Here is a 21,171-nt window from a genome sequence, read left to right on the forward strand (position 1 = left end):
TGCGTTTTAATATATAGATTCGTAGATAACTAATATTCATCAAGTGCTTCAGATAGAAGCGCTCGCTCTTTACGAATAATGTTTTGTCTTTTTTTTAGCAAAAATACATGGGGAATGAACCATTCTATTAACGCTAACTTTTTATTTAGATGACGAAGGACTAAGTCCTTCACCTCTTTTTGCTCCCAGCCATCTATCACGGGCGTAGGGTTAAACAGTAGATTGCCCAGCAAGGCTGGGGCGACCTCTTCATCCAATATCTCGAATAGCGTTTCTCGAGAATAACCGGAGGCATTGAGAACTTCAGCCATCCATTTATAATCGTAGTCTTGTAATTCACGAGCGGTGAAGAGGTCAGATAGGGCGTACCATACCGGAATACGGCGTGATAACTCATCTTCAGTAAAGTTCATGATGGGTACTCCTTTTAAGGGGTAGGCAAGATCGTCCCATATAACATTTCAGTTCCTGCTGCTGCGAGGATGCCCCCGGTGATGGCAGCCACTCCCACGCACATCGGTGCTGTTGCCACACAAACCCCGGCAGCGACAACACCTGCTCCTGCCGCCCAGCCCCCAGCAACACCCGCGGTAGCAAGAGCGCCCTGATGGAAGATTTCAGCCGTTTTGTCTTCAGATTGATAAATCTCATATGCTGCGACAGCAAAGGAAATAAATATAATGCGCTGTCCTGCAACTCCTATGCCTTTAGCCAGTGAGCTGGCTGCTCCGCGATCTCTGCCTGATGCTTGTACGATCTCTTTAAATACTGACGCTTGTTGCCCCTCACTGAGTTTATTAAATGGGCGACGATACAGTCGAGTGGCATAGTGTTCTGTTAGCTGTGACATCGTTTTGCCCTCACGTTTCAGTGACATGGCATACGCGCGACCAACAGGGCTGCTTTTTAATCGCGAAAGATTGAGAATATGGTTACGCATTGTATTGGCTTTGAGTACGGCCTCTTTGGACGTCATTGAGCCACTATCTACAGCTTGGGTGAATTCTTGCGACATTTTTCTAATGTCATTGAGATATTGTTCACGAACACGAGCTTCTTTGATGCTATGTACCGCAAAATTAACTGCTGTCCCTTTCAAAGAGGCAAGGGCAATTTCAACGTTCTTTTTGTCGTTCTGTTGGCTACCAGCAACAGCGGGGTAGGTATATCCCATTTTATTTATCTCCATTCCGTTAGAAAATATGTAACTAGAATACTAAGAAAAATAATTTTCTCCAATATTGCTTATTATTTTTATTCCTAATGATTTTTATTAATTATTAAGAAATAACGGGATGTGGTGAGATAAAATAGACCATCCGGTACCGACTATGGCACCCTTTCTCCTGATTTATTAGGTTAAATATGCTGTTATTGATCGACAACTACGATTCATTTACTTACAACCTGTACCAGTATTTTTGTGAGCTGGGTACAGAGGTGATGGTTAAGCGCAACGATGAGTTGCAACTGGCGGATATCGAACAACTGGCCCCCTCACACGTGGTGATCTCTCCCGGCCCCTGTACCCCTAACGAGGCCGGGATCTCATTGGCGGTTATCCGCCACTTTGCCGATAAACTGCCGATTCTGGGGGTCTGCCTTGGCCATCAGGCTCTGGGGCAGGCTTTTGGCGCGCGCGTGGTACGTGCGCGTCAGGTGATGCACGGCAAAACCTCGGCGATTTGCCATAACGGGCAAGGGGTTTTTCGTGGGCTTAATCAGCCATTGACGGTGACTCGTTACCACTCTTTAGTCATTGCCAGTGATTCCCTACCGGGCTGTTTTGAGCTGACCGCCTGGACGGAGCGGGGCGGTGAGATGGATGAGATTATGGGCATTCGCCATCGCACATTGCCACTGGAGGGGGTGCAATTCCATCCGGAAAGTATTCTCAGTGAACAGGGCCATCAATTACTGGATAATTTTCTTAAAAATTAATCAGTTGGGTCAATATTATCTAACGACATCATTTATCGTTTGCTTGCTGATGATTTTTTATGCATATTTTGTGAGTATATTTTCACATGTCAATAAATGACAGCTTAGTGGTTTATTAGGATGGGCAGCGTAATGACAGATAAGTTAGCAGTGAATCGCAACACATTCGATCAGGTCATTTTGCCTGTTTATGCACCAGCGCAGTTTATCCCAGTAAAAGGGAAAGGCAGCCGAGTGTGGGATCAACAAGGTATGGAGTACATTGATTTCGCAGGTGGCATTGCGGTTACCGCACTGGGCCATTGCCATCCGGCACTGGTGTCCGCATTGCATCAGCAGGGTGAAACGTTGTGGCACACCAGTAATGTTTTTACCAATGAGCCAGCACTGCGTTTAGCACAGAAGCTGATTGCTGCAACCTTTGCTGACCGGGTTTTCTTTGCCAACTCGGGTGCTGAAGCGAATGAAGCGGCATTTAAGCTGGCTCGCCATTACGCTATTGAGCGTCATAGCCCCTATAAAACCAAGATTATTGCTTTCCACAATGCTTTCCATGGTCGCACCCTGTTTACGGTCTCTGTCGGGGGTCAGCCGAAGTATTCCGATGGTTTTGGCCCGAAACCTGCGGATATCATCCATGTCCCGTTTAATGATCTGGCAGCAGTGAAAGCGGTGATGGATGATCACACCTGTGCGGTGGTGCTGGAACCTATCCAGGGAGAGGGCGGGATCACTTCCGCTACGCCAGAGTTCCTACAAGGGGTGCGCGCCTTATGCGATCAACATAACGCCCTGCTGGTGTTTGATGAAGTGCAAAGTGGCATGGGACGTAGCGGCAAACTGTTTAGCTATATGCATTATGGTGTGACGCCAGATATCCTTACCACTGCGAAGGCATTGGGCGGTGGCTTCCCAATCAGTGCGATGCTAACGACCGAAGAGATCGCTTCAGTGATGACGGTGGGTACCCACGGCACCACCTATGGGGGTAATCCTCTGGCCTGTGCGGTCGCTGAGGCGGCGTTAGATGTGATTAATACACCTGAGGTACTTAATGGCATTGAACAGCGCCATGGCCTGTTTGTGCAGGCGCTACAAAGCATCAACAGCAAGTATGATGTTTTCAGTGATATTCGTGGTATGGGGCTGCTGATTGGTGCGGAGTTAACCGCGCAATATCGGGGACAGGCGCGTGAATTCCTGGCCGCCGCTGCCGCTAACGGTTTGATGATCCTCAATGCTGGCGCGGATGTTCTGCGTTTAGCGCCCTCGCTGGTGATTGAGTTGGAGGATATTCAGCAAGGGATGGCGCGGTTGGAGAAAGCAATTGCGAGCGTGATCGAAGGCTAAGCAGCCAATAACCGCGTTATGGAGAGGCGCTAGCCTCTCAGACTGCTGACAAACCCCGATGACTCACTCTTGAACGGTGAGGATAGGCAGAAGAGTAAAGAGTCCGCGCCAAGGATGGCGCGGCTCGAGCCTACATGGATGTATTTACGGCGTCTTTACGATCTGCCTGTTCTCTCCGTCGCGGGCACTTTGTCAATAACCTCCGAGGCGCTAGCCTCTCTCTTTTTACGTATTATCCCGTAATCTCCGGCTGCGCCATATGCCATGATGTGGCTGCTGTTGCCATGCCATGGCAGAAACGGTGTGCATCACGTTTAAGTGTGATAGCACCCTGCGTAAATTACGTTCTAGCTCTGTGGCTTGCGTATCTGGAGCCATATCAGGTATCTGAACGAAACTATCATTGTCCTCAAGATTATCCGATTCCAGCCGTTGTTGGCACTGCTGGATGGCCATCTCACATAGCTGCAAATAGTTTGCGGCCAGTTTAGTACTCATTAGTGTATGACCATCGGTTGATAGTGAGTCCACTTCAGTCAATGGATTCTCTCTGATCAGCGTTGTCATCTCATTGATATGGCAAACAATCAGTTCGCTATGGGTGGCCCAAAGACGCATATCTGCCAAATATTTTGAATTGAATCCCGGTTCTTGCATTGCCTGATTTAGTGAACTTAAAACGGTGTTACTGGCCTTATTCACGTTAAAACGCTCATAATCTAATTGCGTAATGTCAGGATGAGGGTTCAGTAGCAAACGCAGGATCGTCTGATAAGCTTCCAGCGCCTGATGGGCATTTTTACGCAACAACCCGCTCTGCCACTGAGGCCAAAGCCATAGCGCACTGCCAAGTGCCAAGGCACAACCGATCAAGGTATCCAGTAGACGTGGGACTAAAAAGTTAGCGCCTTCCCCAGTCAATAACTGCAAGATATACACGGCGGTTATCGTTCTACCTACGACCGCCAGACCATAATTTTTACGCTGTACTAAATAAGACAGCAGTGTGATCAGTAACATGATGCCGAGGGTGGTGATTTCCGTCATTTGTAGGTGCAGCAAGCCCGCCGCCAGCACCAGCCCTACCAGGGTGCCCAACGCACGGTGATGGATCCGTACCCGCGTCGCGTTATAGCCGTTTTGCGTCACCAACATTATTGTGAGCAAAATCCAATAGGGTTTGGGTAGGTTGATCAACGCCCCAATATAACTGCCTGCGGCCAATGTCACACCTATTCGGGCGGCATCCCGTAGCGCACTGGATTTAAACGACAAATAACTTACCAGAGCAGGCCAGAAAGGTTGCGATAACTGACTGGACATCAAGTCGCGGTTATACAGTGGACGGCGGTCGCTCAGTATTTGGGTGATATGGCTAATGTGGTAGTAACAAAATTGTGCCACTGGATTGCCGGGATTTTGTTGTGCGATCTTTTCCAGCTCGGCTAAAGGTGCACCGGCGGTGAAGTGTTCTGCGGTGTGGCGGTGATAGAGAATCTCATCAGCTATGGCGCGCATTTGGGCTGAAATAATTTGCGCATTACTTTGGGTCACCGCTTCTATGGGCGTCTTTTCTATCAGTTCTTGCATTTCTTCTGGCTGATTCAGCGCCGCAGTAATGTGCTCTTGTAAATCCAGCGCCATCTGAAACAGTCCCAACAATCGCTTTTGCTCTTTCTTGGAGGTGTTATGCAACAAGTTAAACTGTTGATAAAGCTGATTAACTTTATCCATCATTCCTTGTTGTCTGTCGAGTAGCGGCGGTATCGCTTTTTCGGGTTCAAGATGCTGGGTAAGCTGGCTGTATTTAGCATCACAGTAATCGGCCAATAAATGATAAAGCTGGCTCAGTGGCTCACGAATAGGTTGGTCTTTACATAACCGGAACCACAACCAGTTAAATACGCCATACCAAAGTGTCCCCACGGCACAGAATAATGGTGCCTGCCAGATAGGGGCGCGGCCCACCATGCTGAGGCTGAAAATAGCGGCGATCAATGCAGCAGGAAGTAGACGGCCATTCAGTGGGCTAATCGCACCGCTGACACCCACTATCAATGCCAGCCCGAGCATAATCATAGGTAAGGGGATATGCCACAGCAACAGTTGTTGAGTCAGGAAACTGCTCAGTGTAAAGAGTACGCCGCCAATAATCAGACGCCGGAAAAAATGTTGGTGCGGTGTATCCAGGGAGGCAATATTGCAGCAGGCAGGTATCAGGGAAAACATCAAGCCAAGCCGTAAATCACCGATAGCAAACCCCAACGCTGTCGGTAGGCAAAGGACCAATGTTTGGCGTAGTGCGTAGTTAACTTCAGGATGATAAATAAGCCGTTGCCACTTCATATAGGCCCCAGAAATTTATTACTCACAGAAAACGGAAAAAACCGGCGCTAATAGCTTCAGCCTTAGCGCCGGTTTTTAGAGGGAATTAACGGGTGCCGTAAACGACAATCGTTTTACCGTGTGCGGAGATCAAGTTCTGATCTTCCAGCATTTTTAGTATACGCCCCACAGTTTCGCGGGAGCAGCCAACTATTTGACCAATTTCCTGGCGGGTAATTTTGATCTGCATTCCATCTGGGTGGGTCATGGCATCAGGTTGTTTTGCCAGATTAAGCAGTGTTTGTGCAATGCGTCCAGTAACGTCAAGGAAAGCGAGGTTACCCACTTTCTCCGATGTTATTTGTAAGCGATTCGCCATCTGTGAAGAGAGGCGCATCAAGATATCTGGATTGACCTGAATCAGTTGACGGAACTTTTTGTAAGAAATTTCAGCCACTTCACAGGCCGTTTTTGCTCTCACCCAAGCACTGCGCTCTTGGCCTTCTTCAAAGAGTCCAAGCTCGCCGATGAAATCCCCTTGGTTTAAATAGGAGAGGATCATCTCTTTACCTTCCTCATCTTTGATCAGCACCGCAACGGAGCCTTTCACGATGTAGTAAAGCGTTTCGGCTTTTTCACCCTGGTGAATCAGCGTACTTTTGGATGGGTACTTATGGATATGGCAATGAGACAGGAACCATTCGAGAGTCGGGTCTGTTTGTGGCTTACCGAGAACCATTCGCTGTTATCCTCTGTTGTTATCGCTGCCTAACTTAACAGGGCTCAGAGTTCCCTGTACGGCGTGCTTATAGAATACACTTTCTTTTTAGCATATTAACTTGCTCAACTGCCGAAAGGTATAGCCAAGGTTCGTACCGAATAGAAACCCTTCACTGAGTATTGATCTCTACTCTAATTTAATTGCTACAGCATCACTTTCGATTCTGTTTGTAGCACAGGATGAGGCTACTGTCTTGTGTTGTATCGCTTCAGCATGATGAACGTCCAGTTACATTGCCACTTTGTAAATGAAAGGGTAGTCTAAATTAGAAAATTTAACCGGGAGCAGGCGTTATGCAAGCACGAGTCAAGTGGGTTGAGGGGCTAACATTTTTGGGTGAATCCGCGTCAGGCCATCAGGTTTTGATGGATGGAAATTCGGGCGATAAGGCACCAAGCCCGATGGAGATGCTATTAATGTCAGCGGGTGGTTGTAGCGCCATTGATGTCGTTTCTATTTTACAAAAAGGGCGTAACGATGTGCGAGATTGCGAGGTTAAATTAACCTCAGAACGTCGGGAAGAAGCCCCGCGTCTGTTTACTCAAATCAACTTGCACTTTATCGTCAGCGGTAAAGGGTTAACGGACAAAGTGGTGGAGCGCGCAGTTGATCTATCAGCCGAAAAATATTGCTCTGTTGCTCTGATGTTGGGGAAAGCCGCAACCATTACCCACAGCTTTGAGGTACGCGAAGTCGTGTAAATAGCGAACCACCCATAACCCGGTTTGGTTATGGGTTTTTAGGCCAAAATAACAGCGCTCACCTCATCCAGATAAAGTATTTAATACTTGGGGGGTATACAGTCGTGGCTAATAAAAGCAAAATATCGGTTGCCTGTGGGGCGATATCATTGTTTGTTGTCGCCTCATTTTCTTTGTTTTTTTCATTAACTCATTATTTTAATTTTTTTAAAATGAATGATGAAGTGCATTTCTCTTGGGCTGTATCTTTGTTGTTATCTGGTTCACCATTATTATTTTATTTATCTGTGGTCTCTGGTGGGTATATCATCGGATATGAAAAAATATATAATGATCATGTCGGTAAGGTACTTGCGTACATAGCTGTTCTGGGGATGGTTTTTAGTCTGTTTTTTTCTTTTTATGTGGATTCTTCTTTAAAAGAAGGTGGGTATTTAAAGTGCGAAAGGAAATCTTTTATCGCACCCAATAAATATGTAATCGATCTAAAATTATGCCGTTAGGCAAAGCTTGGTTGTTGTTAAAGATGAATTTTTTAACGGACTCGAGGCCGTCATAAAAGTGATATTTAACGGCCACGCTGATGCCACTTAAAAATGAGTATTTTAAATGAGCATCAACGGCTAAATACTTCGTCAAACACGGGATTAGTTGGAGAAAAACCCGAAGTTTATTATTAGTTAAGCGATCTTCTTCCCCTCCAGCAGTTGCTGAACCAGCGGAGCCATAATTAACTCCATCGCCAGCCCCATCTTCCCTCCGGGTACCACTAACGTATTGATGTTGGAAATAAATGATCCCTGTAACATCGCCAGCAAATAAGGGAAATCGATGTGATCCAAACCACGGAAATGGATAACAACGAAACTTTCGTCTAACGAGGGAATGGCTTTGGCGGCAAATGGGTTCGAGGTATCAACGGTGGGAACACGCTGAAAGTTAATGTGGGTGCGTGAAAACTGCGGCGTAATGTAGTTGATGTAATCGTCCATTGACCGCACCACGGAATCCATCACCGCCTCACGGGAATGGCCGCGTTCACCGGTATCCCGCACTAATTTCTGAATCCACTCCAGATTGACAATAGGCACCACACCGACCAACAGATCCACATGTTTTGCGACATCATGATGTTCGGTCACGACCCCGCCATGCAGCCCTTCATAGAATAAAACATCCGTGGGTTCCGGTAGCGGCTCCCAAGGAGTAAAGGTGCCAGGGATTTGGTTATAAGGCACTGCTTCATCATAGGTATGTAAATACTTACGCGAGCGGCCAGTACCGTGTTTGCTGTATTCCGCCACGCTTTGTTCTAACTGACCAAAATCATTCGCTTCTGGGCCAAAATAGCTGATATGTCTGCCTTGATCCCGCGCCTTACGAATGGCGGCATCCATTTCTGGACGGGTATAGCGATGGAAACTATCACCTTCAATCTGTGCTGCGCGAATATCTAACTGCTGAAAAATTTTGCGAAAAGCCAGACTGGTGGTGGTGGTACCCGCACCACTTGAGCCAGTGACGGCGATAACCGGATGTTTAGTTGACATATTAGCGGTAACTCCATGGGGTTGCAGTGATGGTACTGACCATTGCCTATTCTTTTTGTTGTTAGTGGTTATTTTTAGGGCAAAGAGACGGGCTTGTCATCTTGTTTTACTGTGGTTTTAACTCAGTGCCGTGGTGAAAGAGTACGAATTATTGCTGTTCTTCAGCACCGGCACGGAATGAACCACGGGGCATAATATTGATGGTCTCGTGTAACTCGGACCAGACCAGAACGGCTTCGCCACTGACCAACTGACGGCGTACGTCTGCGACTTTTTCCGTTAGTGAACGCTCATGTTCGCCGTAATCGGTGCCTTCGCGTAATACAAAGGCTTCAAGCAAATTATCCAGTGTTTCACTGCCCACTTGTTGCCAGGGAATGATCATGACTGCTGCTCCAAATAGGGGGAAAGCCAGGCTGGAATTCGTTGTTCCAGCCACATTTGTGGATGTTTTAACGTGCCGCCGACAAATCCTACGTGGCCGCCGTGTTCAGTGAGCTGATAATCAATATTGTCCGGCAGTGTCTCGATATTCGGAATGACCTCGGCGGTCATGAAAGGGTCGTCTTTGGCATGAATAATCAGCAGTGGGACACGGATTTGTGGTAACAGTGGCAGGGCGCTACAACGGCGATAATAATCTACTGCATCATTAAATCCATGAATTTTTGCTGTTATTACATCATCGAAATCTCTAACTCGTCGCAATTTTTTCAACTGGAATAAATTCACCGGTAGGCTATTTGGGTACTGCAATAGCTTGCGGGTCGCGTTCAGTTTTAACTGATTCAATAAATAACGCTGATAGACCCGAGAGAAGCCTTGGTCCATGCGGTCAGCACAAGGTTCGAGCATTAAGGGGGCTGAAACCACCACCGCAGCACGCAATCCGCTATTCTTCCCTTTTTTTGCCAGGTAACAAGCCAGCATATTACCGCCTAATGACACGCCTACGGCGGCGGTAGGTACCTGTCCATAGGTTTCTTGCAACCAATGTAGGAAAAAATTCGCATCTTCGGTTTCGCCAGAGTGATAAATACGCGACTTACGATTGGGTTCACCACTGCAACCGCGAAAATGCATCACCACACCCAGCCAGCCTGCAGCTTGCCAGGCGCGCAGCAAACCGTGGGCATAAGGGCTGTAAAAATTTCCTTCCAGACCGTGGAAAAGCACCACTCGGGGCTTCTCGCGCGCCAATTCGGGGTTCTCACTCCAGGCTAAATCGATAAAATCACCGTCCGGTAATTCTAGCCGTTGCCAATAGGGCGGCAGTTGCACATGCCGTCTGACCAGGCGCGGTAGCAACGTCTGCAAGTGTGGGTTACTGGCCCCAGCCAGCGGGCGAAATGTCTCATGCATAATATGAATGGGATTTATGTGATTGCTCTTGTGTGATCAATAGCACACTGTTAGCTTCATGGGTATATCGCGCATCATTTTGGGTGAGAGGCACCCATCTCATGGAACTGAGTTTATTTCTGTCAATGGTAGGTTTTCTCTGGGTCGCTGCTATTACCCCTGGTCCAAATAATATGTTGCTTACCTCCGCGGGTGCTAACTTTGGTTTCATGCGCTCCATCTGGTTGATGTTAGGCATTATGTTAGGTATGCAGAGTATGCTGCTGCTGGTGGCTTTTGGCGTGGGCAGCCTGATTTTGATCTACCCCCCCCTTCATCTGACATTAAAAATTCTGGGTAGTCTGTATTTGCTGTGGCTGGCATGGAAAATTGCCACTTCAACCTATGAAAAATTAGACACCAATGTGGCCCCAGCCAAACCGCTACGCTTGTATCAGGGGTGGTTATTGCAATTTCTTAACCCAAAAGCCTGGCTGATGGGATTAGGATCGGTAGCCAGTTTCAGCATGGCGGGCGCCGCCTACAATCACTCCATTTTGATGATAAGTCTGGGGATGTTTATGGTGAATCTGGTGGCAGGGATTATTTGGCTGGGTTTTGGCACCCTGATTGGCCGCCTGCTAGGCAGCCGCCGCGCTTGGTTTATCTTTAATATCTCAATGGGTTTGCTGACCGCCGCTTGTGTTTTACTGATCTGGCATTAATGCATGAAAGGTGACGTTGCACTTTAGTTAGCCGCCAGTTACTGATACCGGTAAATTCTTTAGTACACCTGTTATCGCATAAAGGAATAAACAATATTTTTTTATTCCTTTATGCTGCTATCTCTCTCGGGTAACACTGTCATTTCAGGGCGCTTGCGCCCAGCCCTTAATGACGTAGTTAACCAAGCGGAGTCAGTAAACTATGGCGATAACCTTTTCTTCGGCAACCCTTGCCGCTTCAATACGCAGCTTTTTACAACTCCGCACGATTTTATTGGCCTTGTTACTGCCAGCTTCATTACTGCTCGCCACCAGCGCGCAGGCAGTCGATGTCATCGTGGCTTATCAAACCTCGGCTGAACCGGCAAAGGTCGCGCAGGCAGATAACAGTTTTGCCAAACTCTCTGGTGCTAACGTGGATTGGCGCAAATTTGATAGCGGTTCCAGTGTTGTCAGGGCGCTAGCTTCTGGTGATGTGCAGATTGGTAACATTGGCTCCAGCCCACTTGCTGTCGCTGCTAGCCAAAATGTACCGATTGAAGTTTTCCTTCTGGCCTCACAACTGGGTAGCTCTGAAGCCTTGGTGGTGAAAAAAGAGATCAAAACGCCACAGGATTTGATTGGTAAACGTATTGCTGTGCCGTTTATTTCTACCGCCCATTACAGCTTGCTGGCGGCGTTGAAGCATTGGGGGATTAAACCGGGCCAAGTCACCATCCTCAACTTGCAACCTCCGGCTATCGCCGCCGCCTGGCAGCGTGGTGATATTGACGGTGCTTATGTTTGGGCACCTGCCGTGAGTGAATTGGCCAAAACCGGCACGGTACTGACTGATTCAGCCCACGTGGGCCAATGGGGGGCACCAACGTTGGATGTGTGGGTAGTGCGCAAAGACTTTGCTAAAGCCCATCCTGAGGTTGTCACCGCCTTTGCCCGCAGTGCATTGGCAGCACAAGCCGCTTATCTAAACAATCCTGATCAGTGGTTGCAAAATCAAGCGTATTTAGCCTCACTCTCTCGCTTGAGTGGTGTGCCTGCCGAGCAAGTTCCGGCGCTGGTAAAAGGCAATACCTACTTGCCAGTGGCTGAACAGATAACGCAATTAGGTCAGCCAGTGGATCAGGCTATCCGCGATACGGCAGAGTTCCTTAAGCAGCAAGGCAAGATCCCTCAAGTCGCCAGTGACTACCGTGATTTTGTCACTGACCGTTTTGTGAAAGAAATCCAGGCGACACCGCAATCTTAGGAACCATCATGTTAAACGTGAGTGGCCTATGGGCCGAATATCAAGGAAAACCGGCCTTACAGGATGTGTCATTGCAGATAGCATCCGGCCAGTTGGTTGTGGTCTTGGGGCCATCAGGCTGCGGTAAAACCACGTTGCTGAATTTGATTGCTGGATTTATGACGCCTTCAGCGGGCGCTATCACGTTGGATAACATCCCGGTCAGTGGCCCGAGTGCCGAGCGGGGAGTGGTGTTCCAGAACGAGGGGCTTCTGCCGTGGCGTGATGTGGTCAGTAATGTGGAGTTTGGCCTGCAACTGGCGGGGATGAGTAAAGAGCAGCGGCGGGTAACCGCCCTGAAAATGCTAAACCGGGTGGGATTGGCGGGATTTGAACATCACTTCATCTGGCAGCTCTCTGGGGGGATGCGCCAGCGGGTGGGGATTGCCCGTGCGCTGGCTGTCGATCCGCGTTTATTGCTGCTGGATGAACCTTTTGGTGCGTTGGATGCTTTTACCCGTGAGCAGATGCAAGAGCTGTTGCTGACCATTTGGCGTGATACCGGCAAGCAAATTTTGCTGATTACCCATGATATCGAAGAAGCGGTTTTCCTGGCCAGTGAACTATTGCTGTTATCGCCAGGGCCAGGGCAAGTGGTTGAACGGTTGTCTCTGAATTTTGGTCAGCGCTATGCCGATGGCGAACCTTGCCGTGCCATTAAGTCGGATCCTGAGTTTATCGTCCGCCGTGAATACGTGTTGGGTAAAGTCTTCCAACAGCGGGAGGTGTTGATATGAGCCTGCACAGTACGTTACGTAATCAGGCGATTAATCTGCCGGCTGCTGATGCGCTGAAAAAAACGCCCCGGCGTTTACCTGCCAATCAGACGCTGTGGATCAGTATCGCCACGTTGGCTTCGGTGGTGGCTTTATGGTGGGCAGTCACGGCGTTACAGCTTATCGGCCCGTTATTTTTACCTGCACCACAGCAGGTTTTGCATCAGCTATGGACCATTGCCAGCCCACAAGGGTTTATGGATGCCACGCTATGGCAGCATCTGGCTGCCAGTCTTGGGCGGATTTTCGTTGCGTTGCTGGCGGCAGTGGCACTGGGGGTCCCGACCGGGATCGCTATGGGGCTGAACAGTAACGTTCGTGGTGTGTTGGACCCGTTAATTGAGATTTATCGTCCGGTACCGCCGTTGGCTTATCTACCGCTGATGGTTATCTGGTTCGGTATTGGCGAAACTTCAAAGATCCTGCTGATTTATTTGGCGATATTTGCACCAGTGACGTTGGCGGCGGTTGCGGGTGTGCGCAGCGTGGCACTCGTTCGAGTGAGGGCCGCCCGTGCATTAGGTGCCAGCCGTTGGCAGGTTTTATGGTTTGTGGTGCTGCCCAGCGCCTTGCCGGAGATTTTAACCGGTATCCGCATTGGTCTGGGGGTTGGGTGGTCCACTCTGGTGGCCGCTGAGCTGATCGCCGCGACACGGGGATTGGGCTTTATGGTGCAATCCGCTGGTGAGTTTTTGGCAACAGATGTGGTCATTGCCGGTATCAGTATGATTGCCATTATTGCTTTTGGGATGGAGTTAAGTTTACGGGCGATTCAACGCCGGTTAGCGCCTTGGTATGGAGAACAACAATGAATGAACGTTTGATTGTGACGCCTTTGGGGCCGCATATTGGTGCGCTGGTTGAAAATATTAATATTGCGCACCCGTTGGGGGATAGCCAGTTTGAACAGCTTTATCATGTGTTGCTCAAACATCAGGTACTGTTTTTCCGTAATCAACCGATCACACCTTTACAGCAGCGAGACCTGGCCGGGCGCTTTGGTGATTTACATATTCATCCGGTTTATCCGCATACCCAAGAGTGTGAAGAAATTATCGTTTTGGATACCGCCGACGATAACCCACCGGATAATGACAACTGGCACACTGATGTCACGTTTATCGAAACTCCACCATTGGGGGCGATTTTAGCCGCCAAACAACTGCCAACAACCGGCGGAGATACCTTGTGGAGCAGCGGAATTGCCGCTTATGACGCGCTTTCGGCCCCGTTTAAACAGCTATTGGCAGGGTTACAGGTCGAACACGATTTCACTAAATCTTTCCCTGAGTACAAGCACCGCACCACGCCAGAAGAGCACCTGCGCTGGTTACAGGGAAAAGTAAAGAACCCGCCATTACTGCATCCGGTGATACGTACTCATCCGGTGAGTGGGCGTCAGGCATTATTTGTAAACGAAGGGTTTACAACTCGAATCATCGGATTGAGTGATAAAGAAAGCGAGGCATTACTGGGTTTTTTATTCGCTCATACCACTAAACCGGAGTTCCAGGTCCGTTGGCGCTGGCAGCAAGATGATGTCGCTATTTGGGATAACCGTGTGACGCAGCATTATGCCAATGCGGACTATCTTCCACAGCGGCGGGTAATGCATCGGGCGACTATTCTGGGTGATAGGCCGGTGTTCCGGCCTTGATCTATGGCGTCATTAGTCTGTGGTCAACAGTGAACGGGCAGCAGACTCGACAGCATCAACATTGATGTCTTCAACCTGTGGCCCGGCATGGACGACCACATGGTGAACACCTAGCGGATACCAGCGCAGGTACTTCTCTGGCCGGGATTCAAACAAGGCCACCACGGGTATTTGCAATGCTGAGCCGATATGTACCGGTGCGCTGTCTGCGGAAATCACCAAATCCAACTGGCTCATGGCCGCCACCAGGTCGTCAATGGATGGCGTTGACAGACAACGGGCGGTCAGCCCCGCTAATTGCTGCTCGGTTGGCTGCTCTGTGGGATCATGAAAAATGAGCAATTCAGCCTGTGCATTGAGTTTCAATGCTAATTGACGCCACTTATCCCAACTCCAGCGCCGTTGGGCGGATTTATTAGAGATAAATAGCCCGACGCGTGGCCGGTTTTTTCCCTCAAGATCTGCTCGCCATTTAGCCTGCAATTGTGGCTCTGGGTAGATATGCAGCTTAAGTGTTTCAATGTCCACCCGCCCCAGTTCAGGCATCAGTGTAAAGCCCGAGAGGGCTTCGTGACGGATTGGCCGCGTGGCGACATGTTCAGGATTACGGTCGTCAAACTCAGTTTCAGCCGTATGCCAACGGCGATCAGCCACATTGAGCTGTTTGGCAAACTGAATACTGTTTTTGTTCATGCCACCATTGGGAATGAGCAGCAGATCGAAGCCTAAACGCCGTAGCCGCCAAATTAATGCTAGCCGATCAAAAAGGGCCATGAGCCGGCCTGGCCGCTGGTTTCTCTCACATTGTTTGCTGTAAACATAAGTGTGGACCGCACTGACATCAGGATTACGTGCCAGCGCTGATTGATTATATTTATTCGCTAATACGTGGATTTCTGCTGCTGGCCAACGTTGTTTCAGCGCATGTATAGCGCAGTGGTACAAACCATATCGCCGAGAAAATCAATTCGGATCACCAAGATGCGCTGCATTTAAGTCCATTCACATTAATTGCTTCAGGGCTTAATTAAACCTTATATGTGCCAGGTAAATACAGTGTAATGAATAAGTATTTGTAACTTATTCATTCAACGCGCTTCTGCCGGGCATAGGAACCAATCAAGAATGAGCAACGTATTGCTCGCCAGAGTTCATGGAAATTGGTTACACCACGGAATAGTGCAGGGCGCAGACCCAATGTGATAAAGCGAATTGCCAATGCGGTACGTTGTGGTGAGGCAGGTAGTTTTTTACGTAATAACCCTAAAAGATGGCCACTTTCTTGATTGGCATGAGATAGCAAGGCATCGCGCACCGGTGGTTTGGTGCTGGCGGCAATCTTAACCAATGCGTTGATAATATCAATGTAGCTATTGGCGCGGCGTAGGAGTGCCTGCATTGAGGGAGAGTTAGTGATTGAGTCAGGATTCGTACGGTAGCCATAAAAGGGCGTGGTACAGAACCCGACGCGTTGGGCCACGAGTGCTAATTGGGTGGTCCACAGAATATCTTCATGAAGCATATCGCGAATAAACTGTAATTGGTGAGTGCTGATCACATCGCGGCGAATCAGTTGCAACCAGGCATAATGTGGCCACTCTTTTTGTTTAACACTGAGGATAATCCATTGTTGACCATTGAGCGTCGCTCCCCAAGGCTGTTTACCCAATAAGGGGGTGACCGGTTTTCGCTTGGGGTTACTGCTAAATTGATAGCCGTTACCAATCAAGACATCCAGCTTCTGCTGTTTAACCTGCTGTAACCAAGTTGACAGGGCATGGGGAGCCAGCCAATCATCACCATCGGCAAAGGCAATCCAATTACCTTTCGCCTTGGCGATCCCCACATTGCGGGCCTCAGAAAGCCCCTGATTCTGCTGATTTATAATCACCAATCGGGAATCAATATGAGCAACGTGTTCCAATAGTGCGAGGCTGTGATCGGTAGAGCCATCGTTAACGGCAATAATCTCAAGTGAGACGCCCGTTTGGCTGCGCAGTGAGTCGAGCAGATCCGTAAGATAATTTGCGCAATTGTATACGGGGACAATGACGCTGATATCAACGCTGTTCATGATTTTTTAATCTCTGGGCGTGATAAGACCGCGAAAAATCACGCCGCTCTAGTCGTGCGACTCTAACTCAATTCGCACGACTATATTCACGATGCCATATTTACATTCGCGATGTTATATCTATATTTTCGATATTATATATTGGCATCGCTAAACTCTTTAGTCAGTATTTCAAGCTGTTCTTGCACATCTAACCACTGAATTTCCGTCTCTTCCAGCTTGGATTTCACTTGCGTTTGTTGCAGTAGGCATTGGGTCAAGTCCGCTTTGCGCGCAATATCATACAGTGCCGAATCCGCGAGCTGTGCCTCGATAGCCGCCAGTTCAGAGCTGAGTTTATCCATCTGTTTTTCCAGCGTCATAATCTGCTTACGCAGTGGCTGCGTTTGAGTGCGGAATTCAGCATCGCGACGTTTTTGGTCTTTACGCTGTTGTGCGCTGTTGCCCGATAGCTCCTTCGCCGGATTATCCTGTTGGCTTTGCTGGCGCTGTGAATCCACCAGCCACTGCTGATAATCTTCCAGATCGCCATCGAACTGTTCCACTTTACCGTCGTGCACCAGATAGAGGTCATCGGTGGTAGAGCGCAGTAAATGACGGTCATGGGAAACCACCACCAATGCGCCTTCAAAATCAATCAGAGCCTCGGTCAGGGCTTGACGCATGTCCAAATCCAAATGGTTGGTGGGTTCATCAAGCAGTAACAGATTCGGCCGTTGCCAGATAATCAGTGCCAGCACCAGACGCGCCTTCTCACCACCGGAGAAGCGGGCGGTTGGATCAGTCACCTGATCGCCCTGAAAGCCGTAGCCACCGAGATAATCGCGCAGTTGCTGCTCTGACTCTTTAGGGGCGAGGCGGCTCATATGCTGCAACGGTGATTCATCAGCCCGCAAGAACTCCAACTGATGCTGGGCGAAGTAACCGAGTTTAATGCCTTTGGACAGAGCTATCTCACCGTTTTGCGGTTCTAACGTTCCCGCCAATAATTTAATCAGCGTTGATTTACCGGCACCATTACGCCCCAAGAGACCGATGCGTGAACCGGGCACCAGATTGAGTTTAATGGACTGTAAGACCGTGTTGTCCCCGTAACCGGCACTGACTTTATCCATGCGCAGCAAGGGGTCTGGCAGGCTTTCTGGTGCACGAAAACTGAAATGGAACGGATTATCCACATGTGCAGGGGCAATCAGCTCCATACGCTCAAGCATCTTGATACGGCTCTGGGCTTGCTTGGCTTTGGTGGCTTGCGCCCGGAAGCGGTCAATATAACTTTGTAAATGCGCCACTTTTTCTTGCTGATGCTGATACATCGATTGCTGTTGCGACAGTTTGGTGGCGCGCTGACGTTCGAACGATGAATAGTTACCGGTATATTCATTCAGCGTTTGCTGTTCAATATGCAAAATCTTATCGATAATAGGATCAAGGAAATCGCGGTCATGGGAAATTAACACCAAGGTACCAGTGTAGCTTTTCAGCCATTTTTCCAGCCAGATGACGGCGTCCAAATCCAAGTGGTTGGTTGGTTCATCCAATAGCAGTAAATCAGAGCGGCAAACCAGCGCCTGCGCCAGATTAAGACGCATACGCCAGCCACCCGAAAATGAACGTACCGGTTGCTGTAGTTTTTCTTGAGAAAATCCGAGCCCGTGGAGCAAACTGGCTGCGCGCGATTGGATCGTCCAGGCATGGATGGCATCCAGCTTACCATGCACGGTTGCGATGGCATGGCCATCATTTTTTTCATTGGCGGCCTGAAGTTCGGCCTCCAACTGACGATATTCGCGGTCACCGTCGATAACATACTCTATCGCCGGGATATCCAGTGCTGGGGTTTCCTGATTAACCCAAGCCAGCGCCCAGTTATTGGGGAATGTGACATTGCCCCCATCGGCGCTCAGTTCGCCTTTGAGCAACGCCAGCAGAGTCGATTTACCACAACCGTTCTTGCCAACCAGGCCGACCTTCTGACCGGGGTTAATCGTAGCTGTGGCGTTGTCCAGCAAGACGCGAGTACCACGTCGAATTTGAAGCGAGGAAAAAACAATCATAGAGTGCCGTATGTTTAGAATATGTTAAATTATCATCCCCTTTGTACTTGAAGTTGCAGGGGTTAGCCGCGTTCACTCATCCTAATGACTTACTTGAGTAAGCCCATTAGCGGTGTTTGCTGGCTGCCTGCAATGCCAATTACGTTGGGTATTGGGTATAAACGGGACGATTGGTGTCCTATTTTTAGTCTTTGCGAAGCATGGTAACGGAAAAACCGGACCCTGACGACGCTTTGGAGGGGAATGATGTTGCAGCCGCCGAAGGTTTTGCTGCTGTATGCCCATCCGGAATCACAGGACTCGGTCGCTAACCGGGTTTTACTGCAACCGGTACAGCAGTTAGAACATGTCACTGTGCACGATCTTTATGCACATTATCCGGATTTCTTTATTGATATTCATCATGAGCAGCAATTGCTACGTGAACATCAAGTTATTGTATTTCAACATCCTTTATATACTTACAGTTGCCCGGCGTTACTGAAAGAGTGGTTGGATCGGGTACTGGCACGTGGTTTCGCCAATGGCGTTGGTGGCCATGCACTGACGGGAAAGTACTGGCGCTCGGTGATTACCACCGGTGAGCAGGAGGGAACTTATCGTATTGGGGGATATAACCGTTACCCGATGGAAGACATTCTACGTCCTTTCGAATTGACAGCAGCTATGTGCCATATGCATTGGATTAATCCGATGATTATTTACTGGGCCAGGCGCCAAAAGCCGGAAACACTCGCCAGTCACGCACAAGCTTATATGCAATGGTTGCAGTCACCGCTCACGGGAGGACTCTGATTTATGGAGGGCACAGGGCTACTTACCGCTGTTCTGGTGTTTTTATTCGCTGCTGTAGTTGCGGTCCCGATCGCCCAACGCTTAGGTATTGGTGCGGTATTAGGTTACCTGATTGCGGGTATTGCCATCGGCCCGTGGGGGCTAGGATTTATTCGCGATGTTGACGAAATTCTACACTTTTCTGAGCTGGGTGTCGTCTTCCTGATGTTTATCATTGGGTTGGAGTTAAATCCTGCAAAACTTTGGCAGTTAAGGCGATCTATATTTGGTGTCGGTGCTGGCCAAGTCGTGATAACGGCAGCGGTCTTGGGCGCATTGCTTTATTTTACCCAGTTTGCCTGGCAGGCGGCGGTTATCGGTGGTGTAGGTTTGGCGATGTCTTCTACCGCCATGGCATTACAACTGATGCGGGAAAAGGGGATGAACCGCAATGAAGGCGGCCAGCTCGGTTTTTCCGTTTTACTGTTCCAGGATATGGCAGTGATCCCCGCGTTGGCCTTGATTCCTATTCTGGCGGGTAACGAGGGGGGAGCCAATGACTGGGCCAAGATTGGCCTCAAAATTGCGGCTTTTGCCGGTATGTTGATTGGGGGCCGTTATTTGTTACGCCCATTGTTCCGCTACATCGTAGCCTCTGGGGTACGTGAGGTTTTCACCGCTGCGGCATTGCTGGTGGTGCTGGGGTCCGCGCTGTTTATGGATGCTCTGGGGCTATCGATGGCATTGGGGACATTTATCGCTGGGATATTACTGGCTGAAAGTGAGTTTCAGCACGAATTGGAAATTGCTATCGAGCCGTTTAAAGGGCTCTTGCTCGGCTTGTTTTTTATTTCTGTCGGCATGGCATTGGACCTCGGTGTGCTGTTTACCCATCTACTGGATGTACTGCTGGGTGTCTTGGCCCTGGTATTTATCAAAAGTACCATCTTGTATAGTTTGTCGCGGGTGTTTGGTTTGCGTCGTTCGGTCCGTTTGCAATTTGCTGGTGTGCTCAGCCAGGGTGGGGAATTTGCTTTTGTCTTGTTTTCAGCAGCGTTCTCTCAGGGCGTGTTGAATGCGGAACAACTGGCGTTGCTTCTGGTGGTCGTCACCTTATCAATGATGACCACACCACTGCTGATGCAGGTTATTGACCGTATTTTGGTCCGTCGCTACAACGCGCCGGAAGAGAGTGATGAGAAACCTTTTGTTGAAGATAATGACCCACAGGTGATTATTGTCGGCTTCGGGCGATTTGGTCAGGTGATTGGCCGTTTATTGATGGCGAACAAAATGCGCATTACCGTACTGGAACGTGATGTCAGCGCGGTAAGTATGATGCGCAAATATGGCTATAAAGTTTACTATGGTGACGCGACAGAGTTGGAACTGCTACGCGCCGCTGGCGCAGAAAAAGCCAAAGCCATTGTTATCACCTGCAATGAGCCGGAAGACACCATGGCGCTGGTGCATTTATGCCAGCAACACTTCCCTAATCTGCATATTCTTGCTCGCGCCAGAGGGCGTGTCGAAGCCCATGAACTGCTCCAAAACGGGGTTAAAGACTTCACGCGCGAAACCTTCTCCAGTGCGCTGGAATTGGGCCGTAAGACACTGCTGGAACTGGGTATGCATCCACATCAGGCATACCGGGCGCAACAACATTTTCGTCGCCTGGACATGCGCATGTTACGTGAGCTGATGCCACAACATCATGGCGATGTGGCACAAATTTCCAGAGTTAAAGAAGCCCGCCGTGAGCTGGAAGATATTTTTCAACGAGAAATGCTACATGAAAGCCGGCAGTTAGATGGGTGGGATGAATACGAATAAT

20 protein-coding genes and 1 pseudogene are annotated in these 21,171 nt (G+C 49.0%); 11 read left to right on the forward strand and 10 right to left on the reverse strand.

Annotated features, from left to right (window positions below):
- Positions 1–29 precede the first annotated feature (29 nt).
- Both AC971_RS10930 and AC971_RS10935 read right to left on the reverse strand, forming a co-directional pair.
- Positions 30–413, reverse strand: a complete 384-nt coding sequence (locus AC971_RS10930; protein WP_025381758.1) for a DUF7079 family protein — start codon at positions 411–413, stop codon at positions 30–32.
- A 14-nt stretch (positions 414–427) separates the two neighbouring features.
- Entirely contained in the window at positions 428–1,174 is a 747-nt protein-coding gene (locus AC971_RS10935; RefSeq protein WP_025381757.1) for a hypothetical protein, read from the reverse strand.
- Positions 1,175–1,365: 191 nt separating this feature from the next.
- Here AC971_RS10935 and AC971_RS10940 point away from each other — a divergent pair, with 191 nt between their 5' ends.
- Both AC971_RS10940 and argD read left to right on the forward strand, forming a co-directional pair.
- Positions 1,366–1,941, forward strand: coding sequence for an aminodeoxychorismate synthase component II (locus AC971_RS10940; RefSeq protein WP_025381756.1), 576 nt, complete (start codon positions 1,366–1,368; stop codon positions 1,939–1,941).
- Between the two features lie 132 nt (positions 1,942–2,073).
- Complete coding sequence (gene argD / locus AC971_RS10945) at positions 2,074–3,291, forward strand: bifunctional acetylornithine/succinyldiaminopimelate transaminase (RefSeq protein WP_025381755.1); 1,218 nt, start codon at positions 2,074–2,076, stop codon at positions 3,289–3,291.
- 225 nt (positions 3,292–3,516) lie between these two features.
- Here argD and AC971_RS10950 read toward each other — a convergent pair whose 3' ends face one another.
- Together AC971_RS10950 and crp are read right to left on the reverse strand one after the other, a co-directional pair.
- The gene (locus AC971_RS10950) at positions 3,517–5,637 is read right to left on the reverse strand and encodes a YccS/YhfK family putative transporter (protein WP_025381754.1); all 2,121 of its coding nucleotides are present in this window, start codon (positions 5,635–5,637) and stop codon (positions 3,517–3,519) included.
- 85 nt (positions 5,638–5,722) lie between these two features.
- Positions 5,723–6,355, reverse strand: coding sequence for a cAMP-activated global transcriptional regulator CRP (crp, locus tag AC971_RS10955; protein ID WP_002212297.1), 633 nt, complete (start codon positions 6,353–6,355; stop codon positions 5,723–5,725).
- 335 nt (positions 6,356–6,690) lie between these two features.
- Here crp and AC971_RS10960 point away from each other — a divergent pair, with 335 nt between their 5' ends.
- Complete coding sequence (locus AC971_RS10960; protein ID WP_025381753.1) at positions 6,691–7,098, forward strand: OsmC family protein; 408 nt, start codon at positions 6,691–6,693, stop codon at positions 7,096–7,098.
- A gap of 104 nt (positions 7,099–7,202) precedes the next feature.
- On the forward strand, positions 7,203–7,601 hold the full coding sequence (locus tag AC971_RS10965) for a DUF1240 domain-containing protein (protein ID WP_038402050.1): 399 nt from the start codon (positions 7,203–7,205) through the stop codon (positions 7,599–7,601).
- A gap of 177 nt (positions 7,602–7,778) precedes the next feature.
- Here the strand turns inward: AC971_RS10965 and AC971_RS10970 are convergent, their stop codons facing one another.
- From AC971_RS10970 to AC971_RS10980, 3 genes are all read right to left on the reverse strand, one after another.
- Positions 7,779–8,648, reverse strand: a complete 870-nt coding sequence (locus AC971_RS10970) for a phosphoribulokinase (protein WP_025381751.1) — start codon at positions 8,646–8,648, stop codon at positions 7,779–7,781.
- A gap of 148 nt (positions 8,649–8,796) precedes the next feature.
- Entirely contained in the window at positions 8,797–9,033 is a 237-nt protein-coding gene (locus AC971_RS10975) for a YheU family protein (protein WP_025381750.1), read from the reverse strand.
- On the reverse strand, positions 9,030–10,010 hold the full coding sequence (locus AC971_RS10980) for a hydrolase (protein ID WP_025381749.1): 981 nt from the start codon (positions 10,008–10,010) through the stop codon (positions 9,030–9,032). Before AC971_RS10980 ends, AC971_RS10975 begins: the two co-directional genes overlap by 4 nt.
- Before the next feature lie 101 nt (positions 10,011–10,111).
- Here AC971_RS10980 and AC971_RS10985 point away from each other — a divergent pair, with 101 nt between their 5' ends.
- From AC971_RS10985 to tauD, 5 genes are all read left to right on the forward strand, one after another.
- Positions 10,112–10,714 (forward strand): LysE family translocator, encoded by a 603-nt coding sequence (locus AC971_RS10985; protein ID WP_025381748.1) that lies wholly within the window; start codon positions 10,112–10,114, stop codon positions 10,712–10,714.
- 280 nt (positions 10,715–10,994) lie between these two features.
- Positions 10,995–11,960 (forward strand): taurine ABC transporter substrate-binding protein, encoded by a 966-nt coding sequence (gene tauA, locus AC971_RS10990; RefSeq protein WP_315850761.1) that lies wholly within the window; start codon positions 10,995–10,997, stop codon positions 11,958–11,960.
- Positions 11,961–11,968: 8 nt separating this feature from the next.
- Positions 11,969–12,736, forward strand: a complete 768-nt coding sequence (gene tauB, locus AC971_RS10995) for a taurine ABC transporter ATP-binding subunit (RefSeq protein WP_025381746.1) — start codon at positions 11,969–11,971, stop codon at positions 12,734–12,736.
- Positions 12,733–13,587: a taurine ABC transporter permease TauC gene (gene tauC / locus AC971_RS11000; protein WP_025381745.1), complete on the forward strand. Its 855-nt coding sequence runs from the start codon at positions 12,733–12,735 to the stop codon at positions 13,585–13,587. The genes tauB and tauC overlap by 4 nt, the downstream gene beginning before the upstream one ends.
- Entirely contained in the window at positions 13,584–14,432 is an 849-nt protein-coding gene (tauD, locus tag AC971_RS11005) for a taurine dioxygenase (protein ID WP_025381744.1), read from the forward strand. The genes tauC and tauD overlap by 4 nt, the downstream gene beginning before the upstream one ends.
- Positions 14,433–14,444: 12 nt before the next feature.
- Here the strand turns inward: tauD and AC971_RS11010 are convergent.
- The 3 genes and pseudogenes from AC971_RS11010 to AC971_RS11020 all read right to left on the reverse strand — a co-directional run bounded on the left by AC971_RS11010 (position 14,445) and on the right by AC971_RS11020 (position 18,563).
- Positions 14,445–15,424, reverse strand: a pseudogene (locus tag AC971_RS11010) (glycosyltransferase family 9 protein).
- 92 nt (positions 15,425–15,516) lie between these two features.
- Positions 15,517–16,506, reverse strand: coding sequence for a glycosyltransferase (locus AC971_RS11015; protein WP_025381743.1), 990 nt, complete (start codon positions 16,504–16,506; stop codon positions 15,517–15,519).
- Between the two features lie 134 nt (positions 16,507–16,640).
- Entirely contained in the window at positions 16,641–18,563 is a 1,923-nt protein-coding gene (locus AC971_RS11020; RefSeq protein WP_025381742.1) for an ABC transporter ATP-binding protein, read from the reverse strand.
- Between the two features lie 246 nt (positions 18,564–18,809).
- On the opposite strand from AC971_RS11020, the gene kefG reads away from it, so the two are divergent.
- Positions 18,810–19,358: a glutathione-regulated potassium-efflux system ancillary protein KefG gene (gene kefG, locus AC971_RS11025; RefSeq protein ID WP_025381741.1), complete on the forward strand. Its 549-nt coding sequence runs from the start codon at positions 18,810–18,812 to the stop codon at positions 19,356–19,358.
- Positions 19,359–19,361: 3 nt separating this feature from the next.
- Positions 19,362–21,170 carry a glutathione-regulated potassium-efflux system protein KefB gene (gene kefB / locus AC971_RS11030; protein ID WP_025381740.1) on the forward strand — a complete coding sequence of 603 codons (1,809 nt, stop codon included), beginning with the start codon at positions 19,362–19,364 and terminating at the stop codon, positions 21,168–21,170.
- Position 21,171 lies beyond the last annotated feature (1 nt).

It is taken from the genome of Yersinia similis (assembly GCF_001053095.1).
Lineage (GTDB): Bacteria > Pseudomonadota > Gammaproteobacteria > Enterobacterales > Enterobacteriaceae > Yersinia > Yersinia similis.

What these genes read in the sequence shown, in the direction of transcription:
- AC971_RS10930 (WP_025381758.1), bottom strand. Translation starts at nt 413, where the DNA reads ATGAACTTTACTGAAGATGAGTTATCACGCCGTATTCCGGTATGGTAC.
- AC971_RS10935 (WP_025381757.1), bottom strand. Translation starts at nt 1,174, where the DNA reads ATGGGATATACCTACCCCGCTGTTGCTGGTAGCCAACAGAACGACAAA.
- AC971_RS10940 (WP_025381756.1), top strand. Translation starts at nt 1,366, where the DNA reads ATGCTGTTATTGATCGACAACTACGATTCATTTACTTACAACCTGTAC.
- argD (WP_025381755.1), top strand. Translation starts at nt 2,074, where the DNA reads ATGACAGATAAGTTAGCAGTGAATCGCAACACATTCGATCAGGTCATT.
- AC971_RS10950 (WP_025381754.1), bottom strand. Translation starts at nt 5,637, where the DNA reads ATGAAGTGGCAACGGCTTATTTATCATCCTGAAGTTAACTACGCACTA.
- crp (WP_002212297.1), bottom strand. Translation starts at nt 6,355, where the DNA reads ATGGTTCTCGGTAAGCCACAAACAGACCCGACTCTCGAATGGTTCCTG.
- AC971_RS10960 (WP_025381753.1), top strand. Translation starts at nt 6,691, where the DNA reads ATGCAAGCACGAGTCAAGTGGGTTGAGGGGCTAACATTTTTGGGTGAA.
- AC971_RS10970 (WP_025381751.1), bottom strand. Translation starts at nt 8,648, where the DNA reads ATGTCAACTAAACATCCGGTTATCGCCGTCACTGGCTCAAGTGGTGCG.
- AC971_RS10975 (WP_025381750.1), bottom strand. Translation starts at nt 9,033, where the DNA reads ATGATCATTCCCTGGCAACAAGTGGGCAGTGAAACACTGGATAATTTG.
- AC971_RS10980 (WP_025381749.1), bottom strand. Translation starts at nt 10,010, where the DNA reads ATGCATGAGACATTTCGCCCGCTGGCTGGGGCCAGTAACCCACACTTG.
- AC971_RS10985 (WP_025381748.1), top strand. Translation starts at nt 10,112, where the DNA reads ATGGAACTGAGTTTATTTCTGTCAATGGTAGGTTTTCTCTGGGTCGCT.
- tauB (WP_025381746.1), top strand. Translation starts at nt 11,969, where the DNA reads ATGTTAAACGTGAGTGGCCTATGGGCCGAATATCAAGGAAAACCGGCC.
- tauC (WP_025381745.1), top strand. Translation starts at nt 12,733, where the DNA reads ATGAGCCTGCACAGTACGTTACGTAATCAGGCGATTAATCTGCCGGCT.
- tauD (WP_025381744.1), top strand. Translation starts at nt 13,584, where the DNA reads ATGAATGAACGTTTGATTGTGACGCCTTTGGGGCCGCATATTGGTGCG.
- AC971_RS11015 (WP_025381743.1), bottom strand. Translation starts at nt 16,506, where the DNA reads ATGAACAGCGTTGATATCAGCGTCATTGTCCCCGTATACAATTGCGCA.
- AC971_RS11020 (WP_025381742.1), bottom strand. Translation starts at nt 18,563, where the DNA reads ATGATTGTTTTTTCCTCGCTTCAAATTCGACGTGGTACTCGCGTCTTG.
- kefG (WP_025381741.1), top strand. Translation starts at nt 18,810, where the DNA reads ATGTTGCAGCCGCCGAAGGTTTTGCTGCTGTATGCCCATCCGGAATCA.
- kefB (WP_025381740.1), top strand. Translation starts at nt 19,362, where the DNA reads ATGGAGGGCACAGGGCTACTTACCGCTGTTCTGGTGTTTTTATTCGCT.